Genomic DNA, 19,938 nt, shown 5'->3' with positions numbered 1-19,938 from the left:
TTTGGCTCTAGGCATCGACGCGGTTCCGGGCCAGAGTGGCCCGCGACAGCAGGAGGGCGCGATGTTCCTGTCCGTATTCGATATTTTCAAGGTCGGCATCGGGCCGTCCTCCTCGCATACCATGGGCCCGATGGTGGCGGGCGCCCGGTTTCTCGACCGGCTGCGCGGCTTGCCGTTCCGTGCCCATGGGCTGCGGGCCTCGCTGCATGGCTCGCTGGCGTTTACCGGCGTGGGCCATGCGACCGACCGTGCCACAATCCTCGGCTTGGCCGGGTTCCGCCCGGATAGCTATGATCACGACCTGGCCGAAGCGGCGCTGGCCGCAATCCGTGCCACGCGCACAGTGTCGGTGGCCGGGCTTGGCGATCTGGCCTTTGATCCCGCAACGGATCTGGTCTTCGACTATGGCCCTGCATTGCCCGGACATGCCAACGGCATGATCCTGCGGGCGGTGGATGCCCAGGGCGATGTGATCTTTGAGGAAACCTACTATTCGATTGGCGGCGGCTTTGTCCTCAGCGCGGCGGAGATGGCTAAGTCCCCGCAGGCCCGCCCCCTTGCTTCGGTGCCCTGGCCATTCGACACCGGGGCCGGGATGCTGGCGATGGCCCGCAAGTCAGGGTTGTCGATTGCGGCGATGAAACGGGCCAATGAATGCGCCACCCGCCCGGCCCGTGAACTGGATGCTGGCCTTGCCCATCTGTGGCATGTGATGGACGCCTGCATAGATCGCGGCCTGCAAGGCGAAGGTATCCTGCCCGGCGGTCTCAAGGTGCGCCGCCGCGCCCGAGGCATCCATCAGGCCCTGCTGGCGGAACGTGGCCGCAACCTGACGGCGCCGCATGTCATCAACGACTGGATGGGCGTCTATGCCATGGCGGTGAACGAGGAAAACGCCGCTGGCGGGCAGGTCGTCACCGCGCCGACGAACGGGGCGGCGGGCGTGGTGCCGGCTGTCATCCGCTATTGGCTGGATCACGTTCCGGGCGCCTCGCGCGACCGGGTGGGGGAGTTTCTGCTGACCGCCGCCGCCATCGGCGGGCTGTGCAAGCACAATGCCTCGATCAGCGGCGCCGAATGCGGCTGTCAGGCCGAGGTGGGCAGTGCCGCCGCCATGGCCGCCGCCGGATTGTGCGCCGTGCTGGGCGGCACACCGGAACAGGTGGAGAATGCTGCCGAAATTGCATTGGAGCACCACCTTGGCATGACCTGCGATCCGGTCAAGGGATTGGTGCAGGTGCCCTGCATCGAGCGGAATGGGCTGGGCGCGATCAAGGCCGTCTCTGCCGCCTCGTTGGCGCTGCGCGGCGATGGCGAGCATCTGGTCAGCCTTGATGCCTGCATCGAGACGATGCGCCAGACTGGCCAGGACATGCACGAAAAGTACAAGGAAACGTCGCTGGGCGGGCTGGCTGTCAACGTCCCGAATTGCTGATCCCCGCCGCTCTGATCAACGATCCTGCAACAGGGGTGCCGCCGGTCGTGACCGGAAACGATGGGGGGGCACAAAGCCCCCCCGCGCCGATCACAGCTTGAGCGCCGGGATGATCTGTTTCTTGCGGCTCATGATGCCGGGCAACACCACGGTATCACCACTCACCGCGCAACCGAACGAGGCTTCGGCCATCTGTTTGACCAGATCGTTCGGCACCAGCAGCGTGGCCTCTTCCTTCAGGATGTCCACGACGAACAGCAGCACCTGATCGGCGCCGTCTTCCTTGGCCACATCCACCATGCTGGCCATCAGGCTGTCCTTGCGGTCGAGCACGAGTTTGGGCGCGGTGGTTTCCAGCACCGAAACGCGCAGTTCCTTGCCGGCGACGTTGTATTCCTTGCTGTCCATCCGCAGCAGTTCGGCATCCGAGAAGGCCGAGACATCGGATTTCGCCTCGAACATCGCGGTGGCCAGGTCGCCCAGGTTCACGCCCAGATCGGCGGCCAGCTTTTCGGCCACGGCGCGGTCATGGGGCGTGGTGGTGGGGCTGCGGAATTCCAGCGTGTCGGACAGGATGCACGACAGCATCGCCCCCTTGATCCCGCGCGGGGCCGACGCCAGCTTGTCGCCGATCAGGTCGTGCATGATCGTTGCCGTGCAGGCCAGCGGGCGGATGGTGATGTCGATGGGGCTTTTCGTCTTCAGCCCGCCCACCAGCATATGGTGGTCGATGATGCCCTGGATCGCAGCCTCGTTGATCGAGGGCGGAAGCTCGGCCGGGTTGTTCGTATCGACGATCACCACCTTGTCGCCGGCGCCTACATCCGAGATGATTTCGGGCTTCGACAGATCCCAGTGCTTGAGCACAAAGGCCGCCTCGGTATTCGGCTCGCCCAGCAAGACCGGCTTTGCCGGGGTGCCCGCCACCTCCGAAAGGTACCAGGCCCAGATGATGGGCGAGCCGGTGGAATCGGTGTCAGGGGATTTGTGGCCGAGAACGAGCGTTGTCATGGAAGCGCCTTCGCAAAGGTTGCAATTTCGGGCGCGTTATAGGCGCGGGCGCCGCCAATGTCACCTTCCGCGACAGGGTAACGGCGTTTTTCTGCGCCGCAGCGGCTGGATCAGCCCTCCAGCAGCCGGCGCAGCATGACCAGATCGTCCGACAACTGGCTGTCGATGGCCATGAGTTCTTCGATCTTTTTTACGCCATGCATGATGGTCGTATGGTCGCGCCCGCCAAAGCGGCGCCCGATTTCCGGCAGACTGCGCGAGGTAAGCTGCTTGGACAGATACATCGCAACCTGACGCGGCCGCGCGACAGCCCGCAGACGTTTGGGCCCGATCATGTCCGACAGGCGGATGTTATAGTGTTCTGCAACCTTGCGCTGGATCTCCTCGATCGAGACCTTCCGGTCCGAGGCGCGCAATATGTCTGCGAGGCAATCCTGCGCCAGTTCCAGCGTGATTTCCCGACCGACAAGCGAGGCAAAGGCGAACAGCCGCGTCAGCGCGCCTTCCAGCACCCGGACGTTCGAGGTGATGCGGTGCGCGAGGAATTCCAGCACCCCGGTCGCGATCTTCAGCCCCGGATACTGGCCCCGATAGAATTCGGCCTTCTGTTGCAGGATTCCCAGCCGCAATTCATAGTCGGTAGGGTGCAGGTCCACGATCAGGCCGCATTGCAGGCGGCTGGCGATTCGTTCCTCCAGCCCCTTGATCTCGCCGGGTGCGCGGTCGGCGGAAATGACGATCTGCCGGTTCTGGTCTACCAATGCGTTGAAGGTGTGAAAGAACTCCTCCTGGGTCGATTCCTTGCCTGCGATAAACTGCACGTCATCGACCATCAGCACATCGACCGAGCGGAACAGCTCCTTGAACGACATGATCTGCTTGTCCCGCAGGGCCTGGACAAAGCGGTACATGAACTGCTCGGCCGACAGGTACAGCACACGCGCGTCAGGGGTGCGCGCGCTGATTTCATGCGCGATGGCGTGCATGAGGTGGGTCTTGCCAAGGCCGACGCCGCCATAAAGGAACAGCGGGTTGAAGCTGACCGGCCCGCCCTCGGCCACACGCCGTGCGGCGGCATGGGCGAGTTGGTTGGGCTTGCCGACCACGAAGGTATCAAATGTGAATCGGGCGTCCAGCGGGGCGCTGGCCAGTTCGGCATCGTCCGCCGGGCGCGGCGTGGCAACTGCGGCGGGGCGGGAGGTCGTGGGGCTGGCGGCAGGCGTTTCGCTGACAGCGGCAGGGACCGGGTCAGCGGCAACCTGGGCCGGTCGGGCAGGGTGACGTGCCACGGCGAATTCCACCCGCGCGACCTGTGTGCCGGAGTTCATCAGTTCGCGCCGGATATGCTCGCCAAAGTTGCGGGCCACCCAGTCGCCATGAAAATTCGTCGGAACGGTAAACCGGGCAACCCCTTCGGACAGGGCCGCAAAGCGCAGAGGCTCGATCCAGGTCAGATAGTTGTTGCGACCCACCCGTTTGATAAGTTCTTCACGCACCTGCCCCCAAGTTTCTTCGGTCATCTGTCCCGTTCCGAACATTGTCGTTGTCGTTGTCGCATCAGGGCAACCGCGCCCGGCACCAGAAAAGACGGTCACATGCCACGACTGGGGGTAAAACGCAGCAACATACGACATGCGCCACGGCACGCCTGCCAATGCAGGCGCAACGCGGCGCGCCGAAATTGCGCATTTTCAAACAAGGGCAAAGGGTTGGCACAACGCCATGTCCCCTTGCGACTGTCATGTCCCCCCCCAGGAGACGATGTGAATCGCTTGGACAAGCTATCAATCAGGGGGCAGCGGCTGCAACCGAACTTCGCTGTTGACTCTCGCTTTGCCGGATCCGAATCCCGCAGCCTTTGCAGGACTGCCACAGTGCTGTGACAAATGCGAACGGGCGCCCGCTGGGGGCGCCCGCCGCAAGTCATTGCAATCTTGCCGAAATCAGGCCGAAGCCGTTCCCAGCGCCTTCACGCGCGATGCCAGGCGCGACATTTTGCGCGAAGCGGTGTTCTTGTGCAGGACGCCTTTGGTCACGCCACGGGCCAGTTCCGGTTGCACGGCCAGCAGGGCAGCCTTTGCCGCGTCGGCATTGCCCGAGGCGATCGCTTCTTCAACCTTGCGCAGGTAGGTGCGGATGCGCGAACGGCGTGCCTTGTTGACGGCATAGCGGGCTTCGGACTGACGAGCGCGTTTTTCGGACTGGGGCGTATTGGCCATGGGCTTTTCGATCTTTCAGGTCTGTTGCGTTACGGTTGCGCAAAAGACCCGAGGCCCGGTCCACAGATGACCGGATCGATTCTTGCCTAAGCGGGCCCACGCGCATGTAAGGTCGGCGCATACACCATCGCGGCGGCAATGGAAAGGGGGCACCGCTGGTGCCCCCGTGCAAAGCCTACTTGTCGCGGAACTGCGCGGTGCGCTTTTCCATGAAGGCGGCCATGCCCTCTTTCTGATCCTCGGTGGCGAACAGCGAATGGAACACCCGGCGTTCGAACAGGATGCCTTCGCGCAGCGTGGTTTCATAGCTGCGGTTGACCGATTCCTTCACGACCATGACCGCGATCTGCGATTTCTCGGCGATCTTGCGGGCGGCGGCCATAGTTTCCTTCATCAGATCCTTCAGCGGCACCACACGGCTGACAAGGCCGGAGCGTTCCGCCTCTGCGGCGTCCATGAACCGGCCGGTCAGGTGCATGTCCATCGCCTTGGACTTGCCGACAAACCGGGTCAGACGCTGCGTGCCGCCGATCCCCGCCACGACGCCAAGGTTGATTTCGGGCTGGCCGAATTTTGCATTCTCGGCACAGATGATGAAATCGCACATCATGGCCAGTTCGCATCCGCCGCCCAAGGCATAGCCTGCCACTGCCGCAACGACAGGTTTGCGCACGCGCAGCAGCGCCTCGGTCTCGGGCGTGAAGAAATCCTGCATGTACATTTCGACAAAGGATTTCTCGGACATTTCCTTGATGTCGGCGCCGGCGGCAAAGGCCTTTTCCGACCCGGTCAGCACGATGCAGCGCACCTTGTCATTGGCATCCAGCGTGCCCAATGCGTCGGCAAGTTCCCCCAACAGCTTGGCGTTCAGCGCGTTCAGCGCGTCGGGCCGGTTCAGCCGCACAACGGCGACGTAATCCTCGATTTCGACGATGATCGTCTCGTAGGCCATGGCATGTTCCCCAGTCATTTTCTTGGCCGCGAGTCCTAGCAGGACCGGGCCGGGGATCAAGTCATCTCTGGCAGACAGGGCAGAAGAACGAGGAACGACCCAACTGAACCAGCCTGGAAATGGTGCCGGAACAGCCCGCCGCGACACAGGGTTGCCCTTCGCGACCATAGACCCGGAACGTATGCTGGAAATATCCAAGCTCGCCATCCGCCTGCCGGTAATCGCGCAACGAGGATCCGCCGGCCTCGATCGCCTCGGCCAGCACATCGCGGATCAGGGGCACCAATGCCGCCACCTGCGCGGTTCCCAGATCGCGGGCCAGCGTGGCTGGGTGAATGCGGGCGCGGAACAACACCTCACAGACATAGATATTGCCCAGACCCGCGATGTTCGACTGATCCAGCAACGCGGCCTTGATCGGGGTGCGGCGTCCGGCCAGACGTGCCGCGAGCCAGCTTTCGGAAAAGCTGTTGCCAAAGGGCTCCGGGCCAAGCCCGGCAAGCAGCGGGTGTGCCTCGGCCGTCGCTGTGACCAGCAGATCCATCATGCCAAAGCGCCGCGCATCGTTGAAGGTGATGCGGGCCCCGCTGTCCATGTCCATGACGATATGGTCATGTTTGCCGATCGCGCCATGGTCATGGACAAACTCACCCAGCCCCTGGGCCTGTTGTCCGGGCCGAGAGATCAGCATCCGCCCGGACATGCCCAGATGGATCAGCAGGGTTTCGCCGCCCGAAAGATCGGCCAGGATGTACTTGGACCGACGGCGCAATGTGTTCACCCGCTGCCCGGTCAGGCGTTCAGCCATGCGTTCGGGCAGCGGCCAGCGCAGATCGGGGCGGCGGATGTCGGCAGAGGCGATGGTCGCCCCTTCCATCACGGGCAGCAGGCCGCGCCGGACTGTTTCAACCTCGGGAAGTTCGGGCATGGGGAATGGCCTGATCAGGGGTGATCCAGTGATCTGCCATGTGCCGGAGTTCGTGGCTACCCACAACATGTTTCGGCACCCGGATCACCGTGCCATCGGCAAAGTGAAAGCGCCGCGCAAAAAGGTTGTCCTCCGTCACCGCGACCAGTTGCCGCCACAGCCGCGCTCGCCGCCAGAAGATCAGGACCGGAACCGAAAGCCCCACGGAATCGAAGCGGACCTCCCAAAGCCAAAGGGCCGCCGCATTCCAGCCCAGAACGGCCAGCAGCGCCAGTTCCGGCCAGCCTGGCAGGCCGTTGCCGTTCAGGCGCAGCATGGCCAGCGTGACCCCCGCGATCATCACCGCCAGCACTGCCCGCAACCCGCCAGCGGTACGCAAGCGCGTTTCCGCCGCCCCGTGCCGTCGTCTTGGCGGGGGCAGGCCGCCCTCCGACGGCATGTCGTCAGCCGCCTCAAAGCCGCCGAACAGCCACACAGCCAGATTGACCATCACCGCCGGGGCACCGAGCAACAGCAACGCGATCACAAGCGGGTCGTTGAACGCCATGGCGGCTCCTGTGGCCATTTGCCGGTTTCCCCTTTGACCCTCGAACGCTATATCCCGGTCATGGCAATTTTCGGGCGAGGGCGCGGCATGACCGGCGAGAACGACGCGACAACGCATTTCGGCTTCCGCGATGTGCCGGAATCGGAAAAGGCCGGGATGGTGCATGAGGTCTTCACCTCGGTCGCCTCGAAATACGACGTGATGAACGATCTGATGTCGATGGGCATCCATCGCATCTGGAAAGATGCGATGATGGACTGGCTGGCCCCGCGGCCCGGTCAGCGCCTGCTGGATGTGGCAGGCGGGACCGGCGATGTGGCCTTCCGGTTTCTGGAGCGCGCCCCGGCAGCAACGGCCGTGGTCTGCGACATGACCGAATCCATGCTGGTCGAAGGCCGCCACCGGGCCGAGGCCGGCGCAATGGCCGACCGGCTGGACTGGGTGGTTGGCGATGCCATGGCGCTGCCTTTTGCCGACAACAGCTTTGACACCTATACGATCAGCTTCGGCATCCGGAATGTCGTGCGCATCACCGAAGCCTTGCGCGAGGCGTTTCGCGTCCTGCGCCCCGGCGGTCGGCTCATGGTTCTGGAATTCAGTCAGATTCCGAACGAGTTGATGCAATGGGCCTATGACCGCTACTCCTTCAACGTCATTCCGGCGATGGGGCAGGCCGTGACAGGGGACCGTGACAGCTATCAGTATCTGGTTGAATCGATCCGCCAGTTCCCCGACCAGGAGAGCTTTGCCAGCATGATCCGCGACGCCGGATTCGATCAGGTGAAGTACCGCAACCTGACGATGGGCATTGCCGCCCTGCACTCTGGCTGGAAGATCTGATGCGCGGCCCCCACAACATCTGGCGGCTGATCCGCACCCTGGCCACCATGGAGCGTACAGGCGCCATCGGCGTGGTGCTCGAGGCGATGGACGCCCCGCCCCGATTGCGGGTGGCCGCCCGCGTGCTGGGCTGGCCGTTCAAATGGCTGGGGCTCAAGGGCGACGCGAGCCTGCCGCCAGCCACAAGGGCCATCACCGCGCTTGGCCCGGCCTATATCAAGTTCGGACAGATCCTCTCGACCCGCCCGGATATTGTGGGCGCGGAACTGTCCGAGCAACTGACCATGCTGCAAGATCGCCTGCCCCCCTTCGACACCAGGGTAGCCAAGCGGATGGTGGCAGAGGAGCTGGGCGTTGATGTCGATGCGACCTTTTCCGAATTCTCGGAACCCGTCGCCGCCGCCTCCATCGCGCAGGTTCACCGGGCGCGCCTGGCCGAAACCGGGCAAGAGGTCGCGGTCAAGGTGCTGCGCCCCGGCATCGACAAGGCGTTCCGCAAGGATATCGACGCCTTCCACCTCGCCGCCGGGCTGATAGAGGCCATCGTGCCGTTCTCGCGGCGCCTGCGCCCGTCAGATGTGGTGGCCCATTTCGAAAGCGTCGTGAACGGAGAGCTGGACTTGCGGCTCGAAGCTGCGTCGGCTGCCGAATTTGCCGCGAACACAGAGGCGGACGCGGGCATGTCGGTGCCCCGGCCCGACTGGGGCCTGTCAGGGCGCCGGGTGATGACCATGGGCTGGGCCGAAGGGCTGGGTCTGGCCGATCTTGTTTCCATAGATGGCGCCGGGCATGATCGTGTGGCACTGGCCAGCCGGGTGATGTCGCTGTTCCTGTCCCATGCGCTGCGCGACGGCTTCTTCCATGGCGACATGCATCAGGGCAACCTGAAGGTGGCGGCCAATGGCGATCTGGTGTTCTACGATTTCGGCATCATGGGGCGGCTGGATGAATACACCCGCCGCGTCTATGCCGAAATCCTGATCGGCTTCATCCGCCGCGATTACCGCCGCGTGGCCGAAGTGCATTTCGAGGCGGGCTATGTGCCGGCCGACCGCGATATCGACGAATTCGCCCGCGCCCTGCGCGTGGTGGGTGAGCCGATCTTCGGCATGGATGCAACGCGGATCTCGATGGCGCGGCTGCTGTCCTATCTGTTCGAGGTGACGGAACGGTTCGGGATGGAAACCCGGACCGAGCTGATCCTGCTGCAACGGACGATGGTCGTGGTCGAAGGCGTGGCCCGTACGCTGGATCCGCATATCAACATCTGGAAGGTCGCGCGGCCGGTCGTGGAATCCTACATCACCCGGAACGTTGGGCCGCGTGCGCTGATCCGCGATCTGGGTCGCACGGCGCGCGTGCTGGCACGCTTTGGACCCCGCCTGCCTGCGATGGTCGAAGGGGCGTTGATCCGGCAGGCAGAGACAGTCCGGCCCGGTGCCCGGCCCTGGCATCCTGTCTGGTGGGTGTTGCTTGGCGCGGCCCTGACACTGACCGGCGGTGCGGCTGGCCTGGTGCTGGCGGCGCTGGGGTAGGCCGCGCCGCCGCTGCGGCGCGGGCCGCAGCCCCCGGCAGAGGTATTCTGGTCAGAACGACATGCAGGTCAGCCCGCAAGCGGGCGGGCCGGGTAGCAAAGGCCAACCCAGGCGCAATCGCTGAAGATGTCGGGTTTGCGCGAACATATCCGGGCGGCGCGCACATTGGGCAGGGCCATCACAAAGCCATGGATGGCCAGAACCAGATCCTCCTGCGTCTCCACGCGACCGCCCTGGTAGCCGCGAATGTGATGCACGATGGCGTCATAGTCGACATAATTGTCGGCCCGGCCGGACACATCCGTCGTGAGGACCTGCGCCGTGATCACGACGCGCTGGGGGGCGGCCTTTTCGAAATCGTGCAGGCCGATGATGATGTCGACCTCCTGCTCGTGGACTTCGATCAGAAACTCAGCCATCGGTCTGCCCGTCCTTCACCAGAAATGCCACATCCCGATCAAGACGCCACAATGTCTGACCGCCGTCCAGGACCAGAACCTCGCCGTTCAGGCCGGGCGACTGCCACAGCGCCATCAACGCGTCGCAAATGTCCGAGGGTGCGACCCGCCGCCGCAACGGGTTGATGCGCGCGGATTTCTGAAAGTTCTCCTCGGTCTGCTTGCCAGAGATCAGGGTGATGGACGGTGCAATGCCGCAGACCCTCGGCCTGCCGGAAAACCGCATCGCGCACAGGGTGGTCGCGGTGTGCAGGGCGCTTTTCGACAAGGTGTAGGTGAAGAAATCCGGGTTCGGCGCAAAACACTTGTTGTCGAGCATGTTCACCACCAGCGCGCCGTCGGGCAGATCGCGCTGCGCGGCCAGTCGCTCGATCAACCAGACCGGAGCCTTGAGATTCACGGCGACATGCGTGTCGAAGACGCTGTCCTCTACACCGAAGATGTCGTCGTTGCGAAATGCCGAGGCATTGTTGACCAGCAGCGACACCGGCCCGAAACGGTCCAATGTCTCGTCCCAGATCCGGTGCACCTGCGCCTTCTCGGCCAGATCGCCTGCGATCACCTCGCAGGCTCCGCCGTCGCGGCGCACCTCGGCGGCAATCGCCTCGGCTTCGGCGCGCGATGTGTTGCAATGCAGCGCCACGCGGAATCCTTCGCGGCCAAGGCGCCGGACCATTTCGGCGCCAAGGCGGCGGGCGGCCCCTGTGACAAGGGCGACAGGCGCGCGGCGGGCAGGGGGGACATCGGGCATCGGATTTCCTTTCGGCAGCGACAACGATCTACCGCCAATACGCGGCACTGCCCATCCGCGCTCATTCATCTTGCGAAAAATACCCTCGGGGGGTGAATGACCCGGAACGGGTCAGAGGGGGGCAGACAGCCCCCCCCTTTCCCCGCGTGCCACAGCTCACGCCGACAGGCTGGCCAGACCTGCATCCAGGGCCGCGATGATCACATCCGCATCCGCATCCGTCAGCACCAGCGGCGGCGACAGGATGATGTTGGCGCCTGACACACGCACCATGGCACCAGCGGCATAGGCGACGCTCTGCAGCCGGGCCATGACCGATTTGTCGGCCGGTGTCCTGCTTGCCCGGTCTGCCACCAGTTCGACCGCCAGCATCAGGCCATGGCCGCCGCGCACATCGCCGATCAGGTCGTATCTCGTTTGCAGCGCTTTCAGACCGTCGAACAACTGGGTGCCACGTGCCGCCGCGTTTTCCACCACATTCAGCCGTTGCGTCTCCCGCAGGCAGGCAAGGGCGGCGGCAGCGCCGACCGGGTGGCCGGAATAGGTATACCCATGCCCGATGGCGGCGCGGCCTGTGGCGTCGGTTTCGAACACGTCGGCGACACCTTCCGAGATCATCACCGCGCCAAAGGGGAAGTAGCCATTGGTGATTGCCTTGGCCGTGCACATGAAATCGGGTTTCACGCCCCAAAGACGGCTTCCCGACCAGGCCCCGGTGCGGCCGAAGGCGGTGATCACCTCGTCCGCGATCAGCAGAATCCCGTGTTTGCGACAAATCGCCTCGACCCCCGGCATGAAGTCGGGATGCGGCGGTATCACGCCGCCTGCGCCCAGGATCGGCTCCATGATGAAGGCCGCAATGGTGCCCGCGCCCTGAAACGCGATCTCGTCTTCCAGCGCCGCAAGGCACAGATGGGACAGGCGGGCAGGATCGGATTCGTTGAACGGGTTGCGGTAGGTGTAGGGGGCCGGAATGTGATGGCAGCCCGGCAGCAGCGGCTCATAGGCGGTACGGAAATTCGCATTCCCGTTGACGCTGGCCCCACCGAAATGCGTGCCATGATAGCCCTTTTTCAGCGAAAGGTACTTTACCCTGCCCGCTTGCCCGCGAATCTTGTGGTACTGCCGCGCCAGCCGCAGCGCGGTTTCCACACTGTCGGACCCGCCGGATGTAAAGAACGCCCGCGTCAGCCCGTCCGGCGCAAAGAATGCACGCAGATCCTCGGCCAGTTCGATCACGCAGTCATTCGATGTGCCGCGAAAGATCGAATAATATGGCAGCCGGTCCAGTTGGGCCGCGATGGCCTCTTTGACGGGTTGGCAGGAATAGCCCAGGTTGACGTTCCAAAGCCCGCCGACCCCATCGACAACCTCGTGCCCGTCGATATCACGGATCCGCGTGCCCTGGGCCGATGTGACGATGACCGGCGGGTTCTCCAGGCTGTCCGCAGGTGCGGTCATCGGGTGCCACAGGCTGCGGGCATTGTTGGCCTTGAGAAAATTTGCGTCTTTCATGGTGGTCCCTTTCGTCAGGCGGCGCGGCGCCAGCTTGCGGAAAAATCGTCGGGCGGCACGCCGCCCCATTGCGTGGTGATCGACTGGCCCGCGCGGATCAGCTCTGCCCGGATCAGTCGGCCGGTGGCGGGCGTCATGCGGGCCGCTGGCGCCGCGATGGCCAGCGCGCCCGCGCAACGTTCCTGTGGGCCGAACAGGGGAACGGCCAGCGAATGCACATCGGCCTGAAACCCCCCGATGCTTTCCGCGTAGCCGAGCCTGCGCACCTCGGAGGCGCGTTGCGCGATCCGTGCGGGATCGGTTTCGGTCCGTGCGGTCAGCCGCGCCAGCGTCCCTGCCAGAAGCCCGGCGCGCTGATCCGCAGGCAGGGCGGCCAGCACTGCCAGCCCCGAGGCGGTGGCGTGGAATGGCAGGTCGTCGGTATCCGACATCATCACGCGCATCGTGTGGCGCGAGGAATAGGCATGATCCACCGATTTCAGCCGCCCCCCGATCATCAGCGACACATGCGCGGTTTCGCCCGTGCTGTCGGCCAGCCGTTCCAGTACAGGGCGGGCGGCGGTCAGCGCGGGCACGCTCGCCTCGCGCAGTGCGGCCAGGTGCAGCACGGCGGGCCCGAGCCTGTATTCGCGCGACGTGCCGACCTGCTCCAGCAATCCGGCGTTGGCCAGGTCCGTCAGCAGGCGGTGGCAGGTGGCCTTGTTCAGGCCCGAAAGCCGGGCGGCCTCGGACAGGCCGATCTGGGGGCAGGTGCGACCGAACAGGTCAAGAAGGTCAAGCGCCTTGGAAACAGTGCTCATCAAACGCTCACAAAGTCAGCAACCAAAAGGAGGCGCCCCGGCAGGGCGTCATTTCAGTTGACAGATTGTCGCAGAGCCTGTCAAACTATTTTGAACCATCGGTTCATATATAGAACCATATGACAGGCGGTCTACGTCTGCGTTCCCACGGACAGGAAGGACAATCGGATGGCATATCCCCGCAGATCGGAGGTCGGGCATGGCTGATGCGCCGATCAACCAACTCAAGAAGAATTCGCTTGGCGTGGGGGCAGTCACCTTCCTCGTCGTTTCGGCGGCCGCGCCGCTGACCGGATCGGGGGGCGGCGTCCCGCCCTCTATGCTGTTCGGTAACGGTGCCGGTATCGCGGCCAGTTTTGTGGTTGTCACGCTGATCCTGCTGGCGTTCTCGGTCGGCTATGTCGCCATGTCGCGCCACGTCAAGAACGCGGGGGCGTTCTATGCCTTTACCGCGCAGGGCCTTGGTGGTCGCATGGGGGGCGCGGCCGCGATGATTGCCATTCTGGCCTATAACGGAATGCAGATCGGGCTGATCGGCCTGTTCGGGGCCGTTGCATCGGGCACTGGCGCCAGCTTCGGGCTGGAACTGCCCTGGTGGGTCTGGGCCTATGCGGCCATCGTGCTGGTTGGCATCATGGGCTATCGTCAGGTGGATCTGTCGGCAAAGGTGCTGATGGTTCTGGTTCTGGCGGAATTTGCCATCGTGCTGTTGCTGGATGCCGCGATCCTGACGTCTGGCGGGGCAGAAGGGCTGAGCCTGGCGCCGTTCAGCTGGGAGAACCTGACATCGGGCACGCCCTCCATCGGCATCCTGTTCTGTTTTGCCGCCTTCATCGGGTTCGAAGCGACGACGATCTATTCCGAAGAGGCCCGCAACCCCGCCAAGACGGTCCCGCAGGCGACCTATATCTCCGTTCTGGCCATCGGGTGTTTCTACATCGTCACATCCTGGTTGATGATCATGGGGGTCGGGGTCGACAACCTCTTGCCGACGTTGGAGGCGAACGGGCCCGACAGTTTCCTGTTCGATCTGTCTGGCCGGTATCTTGGCGAGTTCCCGACGCTGATCATGGCGGTCCTGTTCGTCACGTCGATCTTTGCCGCCGTGCTTGCGTTTCACAATGCGGTGGCGCGCTACAAGTTCGTGGCAGGGCGCGAGGGCATTCTGCCCGACCGGATGGGCACCACCCATGCGCTGCACCTGTCGCCGCACATGGGATCTGTCGCTCAGACGGTGCTGGCCCTGGTCGTGGTGACGGTGTTCGTGGTTCTGGAACGTGATCCGGTGCTAGAGCTGTTCGTCTGGCTGACGCAGATGGGAACGCTGGGAATTCTGGGGCTGATGGCCCTGTCGTCCTTTGCCATCGTTGCCTTTTTCAAACGCGACGCAATGGGCGAGGGCATGGTGTCCACGACCATCCTTCCGATCCTGTCGGGGTTGGTCATGGCCGGGTTGTTCGTCAAGATCTTCATGGATTTTGGCGCCCTGACCGGCGCCTCGGGTGTGCTTGCCGTGGCGATTCCCGGCCTGATCCCCGTTCTCGGGCTTGTCGGATATCTGCTGGCGCTGAAGCTCTCGCGCCGGGATCCCGCGCGCTTTGCCGATCTGGGCAAGGCCAAGTTCTAAGACCTGCCCATCTGCCGGGGCGGTGCGACCGCCCCGGTTCTGCATTTTCAAAGGACCACCCTCGTGCCCAGCCAGTCCGAGATTGATCGCCTTGCCACTGCCCCGGTGCCGGCCATGCGCCTGTTGATCGACGGGGCATGGGTGTCAGGCGCTGCCGAGCCGTTGCCAGTGCTCTCGCCCATCGACGGCACGCAACTGACCACCCTCGCCAGCGCGTCGGCCGAGGATGTCGCCCGCGCCACCGCCTCTGCCCGCGCGGCATTCGAGGATGGCCGCTGGTCCGGTCAACCGCCCGCCGCGCGCAAGGCGGTGCTGCACCGGCTGGCCGATCTGATTCAGCGCCATGCGTTGGAACTGGCCGTTCTGGGTGTGCGCGACAATGGCACCGAGATCTCGATGGCGCTCAAGGCCGAACCCGGCAGTGCCGCGGGCACCTTCCGCTATTATGCCGAGGCGCTGGACAAGGTGTATGGCGAAATCGCCCCGACGCCTCGCGATGTGCTGGGCCTGATCCACCGCGAGCCTGTGGGCGTTGTGGGGGCCATAGTCCCGTGGAACTTTCCGCTGATGATCGGGGCATGGAAACTGGCACCCGCGCTGGCCATGGGCAATTCGGTGGTGCTGAAACCGGCGGAAACCGCCTCGCTCAGCTTGCTGCGATTGGCTGAACTGGCGCTGGAAGCGGGTGTGCCGCCGGGTGTGCTCAACGTTGTGACCGGCCCCGGCCATCTCACCGGCGAGGCGCTGGCGCTGTCGATGGATGTGGATGTTCTGGTCTTTACCGGCTCGGGGTCCACCGGGCGGCGCCTGCTGGAATATTCCGCGCGGTCCAATCTGAAACGCTGTTATCTGGAACTGGGGGGCAAGTCGCCCAACATCGTCTTTGCCGATGCGCCCGATCTGGCGGCGGCGGCCAAGGCTGCGGCCACGGCGATATTCCGCAATGCGGGGCAGGTCTGTGTGGCAGGGTCGCGCCTGTTGGTCGAGCGGTCCGTGCATGACTCCTTCGTCGCGGCGCTGTGCGATGCGACGCAGAAAATGGCCTTGGGCAACCCTCTGGATCTGGGCACCCAGATCGGCGCGGTGAATTCGGAACGCCAACTGGCGGGCAATCTGGGTTTTGTTGCCGATGCGCAGGCCGAGGGGGCGGAACTTGTGCTGGGCGGCGGGCAGGCGCTGCGCGAAACCGGGGGCTGGTACATGCAGCCCACCATCGTTACCCAGGTCGCCCCCGGCCACCGCCTGTTCCGGCAAGAGGTGTTTGGCCCCGTTCTGGCCGTGACCCCGTTCGATACCGAAGCCGAGGCCGTGCATCTGGCGAATGCCACCGAATACGGTCTGGCTGCCGGGGTCTGGACGGCGAACCTGTCGCGCGCCCATCGCATGGTGCGGGCCCTGCGCGCCGGGGTGGTGCATGTGAACACCTATGGCGGCGCCGATGGCACGGTGCCGTTGGGGGGCGTCAAGCAATCTGGCAACGGTCATGACAAGTCGCTGCACGCGCTGGACAAGTATTCCGACCTGAAAACGGCCTGGATCCAGCTTTGAGCCCTGCGGCGGTGGCCTGTGATCAGCGGCGCGGCCCAAAGATCAGGGCGCGATGATCGGTCATGTAGATGCGCAGCCAAGGCGTGAACCGCTCTGGCGCGGCGGCAATCTCGTCCAGCAGATCGTCGGGCGCGATCCAGCGGGTTTCGGCCACCTCTGCCGGGTCCGGCGCGACGGGCAGCGACTCTGGCGCGAGTCCGGCAAAGATCGACACCACCTCGTGTTCGGTCAGGCCATTGCCGACATCGGCGCGGTATTCCACGGTGCCGACGGGCCGCAGGGTCAATCCGCCGATGCCCAGTTCTTCGTGCAGCCGGCGTATCGCGCAGATCTGCGCCGCCTCGCCCCAATGGGGATGTGTGCAGCAGGTGTTGGCCCACAGGCCCGGCGTATGATACTTGGCCAGTGCCCGACGCTGGATCAGCACGCGCCCCATGTGGTCCAGCACGAACACAGAAACAGCCGGATGCCGCACCCCGCGGCGGTGGACCTCCAGCTTGTCCATCGCCACAGTGGCGCCATCGACCCAGGCGGGAATCAGCATGAGATGCGTCCTCTCTTGGCGGCGGGAATGTCCGCCCCGCATATGGCCCATCGAACCGGACAAGGCCAGCAGGGCCCTGCGAAACGGGCTTCACATAAAAGATGAACGTGTTATGTATCTGCCATGCTGCGTGTGACCGAACATATCCAGATTGCCGACTGGGAACTGGTCGAAACCTTTTCGCGCTCGCAGGGGCCAGGGGGGCAGAACGTCAACAAGGTCGAGACGGCCGTGGAACTGCGGTTCGAGGCGGAACGCTCGCCACATCTGACCTCTGCGGTCAAGGCGCGGCTGAAACGGCTGGCGGGGCGGCGCTGGACATTGGATGGCGCCATCGTCATCCGGGCCGAGGAAACCCGCAGCCAGGCCCGCAACCGCGAAATGGCGCGCGAGCGGCTGGCAGAACTGATCCGCGCGGCGCTGGTGGCGCCGAAACGGCGGATCGCCACGCGCCCCACACTGGCCAGCCAGCGGCGGCGGGTGGCGGCGAAACAGGCGCGCGGGTCAGTCAAGGCCACCCGCAGCAAGGTAGAGGATACGGACGAATGAGCGAAACCCTGATCGAACGCCGCGCCCGGCTGATGGGGCCGAACGTGCCCACCTTCTACCGCGAGCCGGTGCATCTGGTGCGGGGCGAAGGCGTCTGGCTGTGGGATGTGGCTGGCAAGCGGTATCTGGATTGCTACAACAACGTCCCCCATGTTGGGCATTGTCACCCAAAGGTGGTTGAGGCGATCAGCCGTCAGGCCGCCACGCTGAACACCCATACACGGTATCTGCACGATCTGGTGCTGGACTATATCGAACGGCTGGGCGCGACCTTCAACCATGGCACCACGCAGGCGATCATGACCTGCACCGGGTCCGAGGCGAATGACATCGCACTGCGCATGGCGCAGGCGGTGACGGGCAAGACCGGGATCATCGCCACCGACAACACCTATCACGGCAATACGGCGCTGGTGTCGCAACTGTCCACCCGCAAGCCGCCGATCGGGGGTTATGCCCGCAACATCCGTCTGGTGCCTGCGCCCGACAGCCTACGCCCCGTCGGTGGCACGGTGGAAGGCCAGGCCGAGGCTTTTGCCGCCAATGTCCGCAAGGCGATTGCCGAGCTGGAGGCCGAGGGGTTCGGCTTTTCCGCCATGCTGCTGTGTCCGCTGTTCGCGAACGAGGGCCTGCCCGATCTGGCGCCAGGATTCCTTGACCCGACCATGGCGGCCATCCGCGCCGCCGGGGGGCTGATGATCGCGGACGAGGTGCAGCCCGGCTTTGGCCGTTCGGGCAGCCATTTCTGGGGCCATGACCGGCTGGGCTTTGCCCCCGATGTGGTGACGATGGGCAAGCCAATGGGCAATGGCCACCCCGTTGCCGCCGTCTTTGCCCGCGCCGATGTCATGGCCGCCTTCCGCGATGCCTTTGGCTATTTCAACACGTTTGGCGGCAATCCGGTGTCGGCTGCCGCTGCCATGGCCGTGCTCGACGTGATCGAGCAGGAAGGTTTGCAGGCCAATGCGCAGCAGACCGGCGCCTATGTGGTGGAACGGCTCAAGGGCCTGTCGCACCCCCTGATCGCCCAGGTGCGCGGCATCGGCATGTTCTTTGGCGTCGAATTCCTGCTGGAGGACGGCGACCCGGCCACCACTTTTGTTGCCGACCTGATCGAGGGGATGGTGGCGCGCGGCGTGCTGCTGAACAACATCGGCAAACACCGCAATACGCTGAAAATGCGCCCGCCGATGCCGTTCAGCCGCGAAAACGCCGATCTTCTGGTGGACACATTGGCGCAGGTGCTGGCCGAAACCCCGGTGCTTCGATGAGCGCCGAGGCCATCGAGGCGGCCGCCCATTGGGGCGGGGCCAGTCATCTGCGCCTGATCAACGACCGCGAAAATGCGGTCTACGAGGCGCAGTTCCCCTTTGGCCGCGCCGCCCTGCGCCTGCACCGCGTCGGGTATCAGACCGAAGCCGCCATCCGGTCAGAGCTGTGGTGGTGCGCCGCCATGGCCGAGGCAGGCGCCCCGGTGCCCCGTGCCCTTGCCGCACAGGATGGCGACATGCTCAAGGCGGTGTCGAGCGGGCGCATGGCCTCTGTCATCGCCTGGGTTGACGGGCCGGAGTTCGGCAAGGCGACCGTGCCCCTGACCGGCAGCCGCACCGAACAGGCAGACCGCTTTCGCGCTGTCGGGGATCTGGTCGCGCGGTTCCACGATGCGACCGATGCGCTGACCTTGCCCGACTGGTTCGAACGCCCCCGCTGGGACATCGACGGTTTGACCGGCCCGGATCCGTTCTGGGGCCGGTTCTGGGAACATCCTGCGCTTGAGCCTGTTGAACGCGATGTCCTGCTGGCCGCCCGCGCCCATGTGCGCAGCGCCTTGGGCCACCATCAGGCACGCGGCGGGGACTTTGGCCTCGTTCACGCCGATGTGTTGCGCGAAAACGTGTTGATGGCGCCAGATGGGCCGGAGTTGATCGACTTTGACGATGCAGGCTGGGGATTCAGGGTCTACGATCTGGGGACCATGTTGTCGCAAACCCTGTCCGAACCGCACCTGCCCGATCTGGCCGCCGCATTGGTCGATGGCTATGCCGCCCGCCGCCCGCTGGACCGCGACCTGATTCCGGTCGCCACGCTTGCACGCTGCTGCGCAAGCGTCGGCTGGGCTGCCCCGCGCCTGCCGCCCGATCACCCGGTCCACCGCCGCCATATTGCCCGCGCCGTCACACTTGCGCGTTCCGTGATCGACGGGGGGCCGGACTGGTGGCGCTGATCGACGCGCTCAAGTCCATGTTCCTGCGCCCCAGCGCCGCCTTGCAGGTGGCCATGCTATGCACCCGTCAGGGACCAGAGGGGACAGAGGTTGTGCTGGTCAAAAGCCTGGACTCCGGGCGCTGGATCCTGCCCAAGGGCTGGCCGATGCCGGGGCGGACCCTTGTGGACGCTGCTGCGCAGGAAGCGTGGGAAGAGGCGGGCGCGCGCGGCACTGTCCTTCCCGATGAAATCGCGCGGATCCCGGCGAACAAGCGGTTGAAAACGGGGCTGGATCTGCCCTGTGATCTGGTGGTTTTCCGCATGGACGATACCACCCTGGCCGAAGACTACCCCGAGGCGGGCAAGCGCAAGCGCAAGATGTTGCCCGTTGCCAAGGCCGCGGCCCGTGCCGATGTCGATGAAATCGGCGATCTCATCCGGCGTGCCCTTGGCTGAGACAACGCCCTTTTTCAT

The 19,938-nt window shown here is 64.7% G+C and carries 20 protein-coding genes; 9 read left to right on the top strand and 11 right to left on the bottom strand.

Annotated elements, in window-relative coordinates:
* Positions 1 to 61 precede the first annotated feature (61 nt).
* Complete coding sequence (locus BW970_RS13455; protein WP_076532171.1) at positions 62 to 1,435, top strand: L-serine ammonia-lyase; 1,374 nt, start codon at positions 62 to 64, stop codon at positions 1,433 to 1,435.
* A gap of 90 nt (positions 1,436 to 1,525) precedes the next feature.
* On the opposite strand, the gene BW970_RS13450 is transcribed toward BW970_RS13455, so the two are convergent.
* From BW970_RS13450 to BW970_RS13425, 6 genes are all read right to left on the bottom strand, one after another.
* Positions 1,526 to 2,446, bottom strand: a complete 921-nt coding sequence (locus BW970_RS13450) for a manganese-dependent inorganic pyrophosphatase (RefSeq protein WP_076532169.1) — start codon at positions 2,444 to 2,446, stop codon at positions 1,526 to 1,528.
* A gap of 110 nt (positions 2,447 to 2,556) precedes the next feature.
* Complete coding sequence (dnaA, locus tag BW970_RS13445) at positions 2,557 to 3,966, bottom strand: chromosomal replication initiator protein DnaA (protein WP_076532167.1); 1,410 nt, start codon at positions 3,964 to 3,966, stop codon at positions 2,557 to 2,559.
* 423 nt (positions 3,967 to 4,389) lie between these two features.
* Positions 4,390 to 4,665 carry a 30S ribosomal protein S20 gene (gene rpsT / locus BW970_RS13440; protein WP_076532165.1) on the bottom strand — a complete coding sequence of 92 codons (276 nt, stop codon included), beginning with the start codon at positions 4,663 to 4,665 and terminating at the stop codon, positions 4,390 to 4,392.
* A gap of 175 nt (positions 4,666 to 4,840) precedes the next feature.
* Positions 4,841 to 5,617 carry an enoyl-CoA hydratase gene (locus tag BW970_RS13435; protein ID WP_076532163.1) on the bottom strand — a complete coding sequence of 259 codons (777 nt, stop codon included), beginning with the start codon at positions 5,615 to 5,617 and terminating at the stop codon, positions 4,841 to 4,843.
* Positions 5,618 to 5,678: 61 nt separating this feature from the next.
* The gene (mutM, locus tag BW970_RS13430; RefSeq protein ID WP_076532161.1) at positions 5,679 to 6,545 is read right to left on the bottom strand and encodes a bifunctional DNA-formamidopyrimidine glycosylase/DNA-(apurinic or apyrimidinic site) lyase; all 867 of its coding nucleotides are present in this window, start codon (positions 6,543 to 6,545) and stop codon (positions 5,679 to 5,681) included.
* A complete protein-coding gene (locus BW970_RS13425; protein WP_076532160.1) occupies positions 6,523 to 7,092 on the bottom strand; it encodes a hypothetical protein in 570 nt (189 codons plus the stop codon). Before BW970_RS13425 ends, mutM begins: the two co-directional genes overlap by 23 nt.
* Positions 7,093 to 7,179: 87 nt before the next feature.
* Between BW970_RS13425 and ubiE the strand changes: the two genes are divergently transcribed.
* Both ubiE and ubiB read left to right on the top strand, forming a co-directional pair.
* Complete coding sequence (gene ubiE / locus BW970_RS13420; protein WP_076532158.1) at positions 7,180 to 7,932, top strand: bifunctional demethylmenaquinone methyltransferase/2-methoxy-6-polyprenyl-1,4-benzoquinol methylase UbiE; 753 nt, start codon at positions 7,180 to 7,182, stop codon at positions 7,930 to 7,932.
* On the top strand, positions 7,932 to 9,467 hold the full coding sequence (gene ubiB / locus BW970_RS13415) for a 2-polyprenylphenol 6-hydroxylase (RefSeq protein ID WP_076532156.1): 1,536 nt from the start codon (positions 7,932 to 7,934) through the stop codon (positions 9,465 to 9,467). Before ubiE ends, ubiB begins: the two co-directional genes overlap by 1 nt.
* 68 nt (positions 9,468 to 9,535) lie before the next feature.
* Here ubiB and BW970_RS13410 read toward each other — a convergent pair whose 3' ends face one another.
* The 4 genes from BW970_RS13410 to BW970_RS13395 all read right to left on the bottom strand — a co-directional run bounded on the left by BW970_RS13410 (position 9,536) and on the right by BW970_RS13395 (position 12,991).
* The gene (locus BW970_RS13410; RefSeq protein ID WP_076532155.1) at positions 9,536 to 9,886 is read right to left on the bottom strand and encodes a dihydroneopterin aldolase; all 351 of its coding nucleotides are present in this window, start codon (positions 9,884 to 9,886) and stop codon (positions 9,536 to 9,538) included.
* The gene (locus tag BW970_RS13405) at positions 9,879 to 10,676 is read right to left on the bottom strand and encodes an SDR family NAD(P)-dependent oxidoreductase (protein WP_076532153.1); all 798 of its coding nucleotides are present in this window, start codon (positions 10,674 to 10,676) and stop codon (positions 9,879 to 9,881) included. The genes BW970_RS13410 and BW970_RS13405 overlap by 8 nt, the downstream gene beginning before the upstream one ends.
* Before the next feature lie 156 nt (positions 10,677 to 10,832).
* The gene (locus tag BW970_RS13400) at positions 10,833 to 12,191 is read right to left on the bottom strand and encodes an aspartate aminotransferase family protein (RefSeq protein WP_076532359.1); all 1,359 of its coding nucleotides are present in this window, start codon (positions 12,189 to 12,191) and stop codon (positions 10,833 to 10,835) included.
* Between the two features lie 14 nt (positions 12,192 to 12,205).
* Positions 12,206 to 12,991 (bottom strand): IclR family transcriptional regulator, encoded by a 786-nt coding sequence (locus BW970_RS13395; RefSeq protein ID WP_076532152.1) that lies wholly within the window; start codon positions 12,989 to 12,991, stop codon positions 12,206 to 12,208.
* 199 nt (positions 12,992 to 13,190) lie between these two features.
* On the opposite strand from BW970_RS13395, the gene BW970_RS13390 reads away from it, so the two are divergent.
* Positions 13,191 to 14,618, top strand: coding sequence for an APC family permease (locus BW970_RS13390; protein ID WP_076532150.1), 1,428 nt, complete (start codon positions 13,191 to 13,193; stop codon positions 14,616 to 14,618).
* 114 nt (positions 14,619 to 14,732) lie between these two features.
* Positions 14,733 to 16,166 (top strand): aldehyde dehydrogenase family protein, encoded by a 1,434-nt coding sequence (locus BW970_RS13385; protein WP_076532357.1) that lies wholly within the window; start codon positions 14,733 to 14,735, stop codon positions 16,164 to 16,166.
* A gap of 22 nt (positions 16,167 to 16,188) precedes the next feature.
* On the opposite strand, the gene idi is transcribed toward BW970_RS13385, so the two are convergent.
* Positions 16,189 to 16,710: an isopentenyl-diphosphate Delta-isomerase gene (idi, locus tag BW970_RS13380; protein ID WP_076532149.1), complete on the bottom strand. Its 522-nt coding sequence runs from the start codon at positions 16,708 to 16,710 to the stop codon at positions 16,189 to 16,191.
* A gap of 123 nt (positions 16,711 to 16,833) precedes the next feature.
* On the opposite strand from idi, the gene arfB reads away from it, so the two are divergent.
* The 4 genes from arfB to BW970_RS13360 are packed head-to-tail and all read left to right on the top strand — an operon-like array spanning position 16,834 to position 19,920.
* The gene (arfB, locus tag BW970_RS13375) at positions 16,834 to 17,259 is read left to right on the top strand and encodes an alternative ribosome rescue aminoacyl-tRNA hydrolase ArfB (RefSeq protein WP_076532147.1); all 426 of its coding nucleotides are present in this window, start codon (positions 16,834 to 16,836) and stop codon (positions 17,257 to 17,259) included.
* Positions 17,256 to 18,530 carry an aspartate aminotransferase family protein gene (locus tag BW970_RS13370; RefSeq protein ID WP_076532145.1) on the top strand — a complete coding sequence of 425 codons (1,275 nt, stop codon included), beginning with the start codon at positions 17,256 to 17,258 and terminating at the stop codon, positions 18,528 to 18,530. Before arfB ends, BW970_RS13370 begins: the two co-directional genes overlap by 4 nt.
* Complete coding sequence (locus tag BW970_RS13365; RefSeq protein ID WP_076532143.1) at positions 18,527 to 19,483, top strand: phosphotransferase enzyme family protein; 957 nt, start codon at positions 18,527 to 18,529, stop codon at positions 19,481 to 19,483. Before BW970_RS13370 ends, BW970_RS13365 begins: the two co-directional genes overlap by 4 nt.
* Entirely contained in the window at positions 19,474 to 19,920 is a 447-nt protein-coding gene (locus BW970_RS13360; RefSeq protein ID WP_083701272.1) for an NUDIX hydrolase, read from the top strand. Before BW970_RS13365 ends, BW970_RS13360 begins: the two co-directional genes overlap by 10 nt.
* Positions 19,921 to 19,938: the final 18 nt, after the last annotated feature.

Origin of the sequence: Gemmobacter megaterium, assembly GCF_900156815.1 — a bacterium.
GTDB classification, from domain to species: Bacteria; Pseudomonadota; Alphaproteobacteria; order Rhodobacterales; family Rhodobacteraceae; genus Wagnerdoeblera; species Wagnerdoeblera megaterium.
This window is presented reverse-complemented; position numbering and strand designations above follow the sequence as displayed.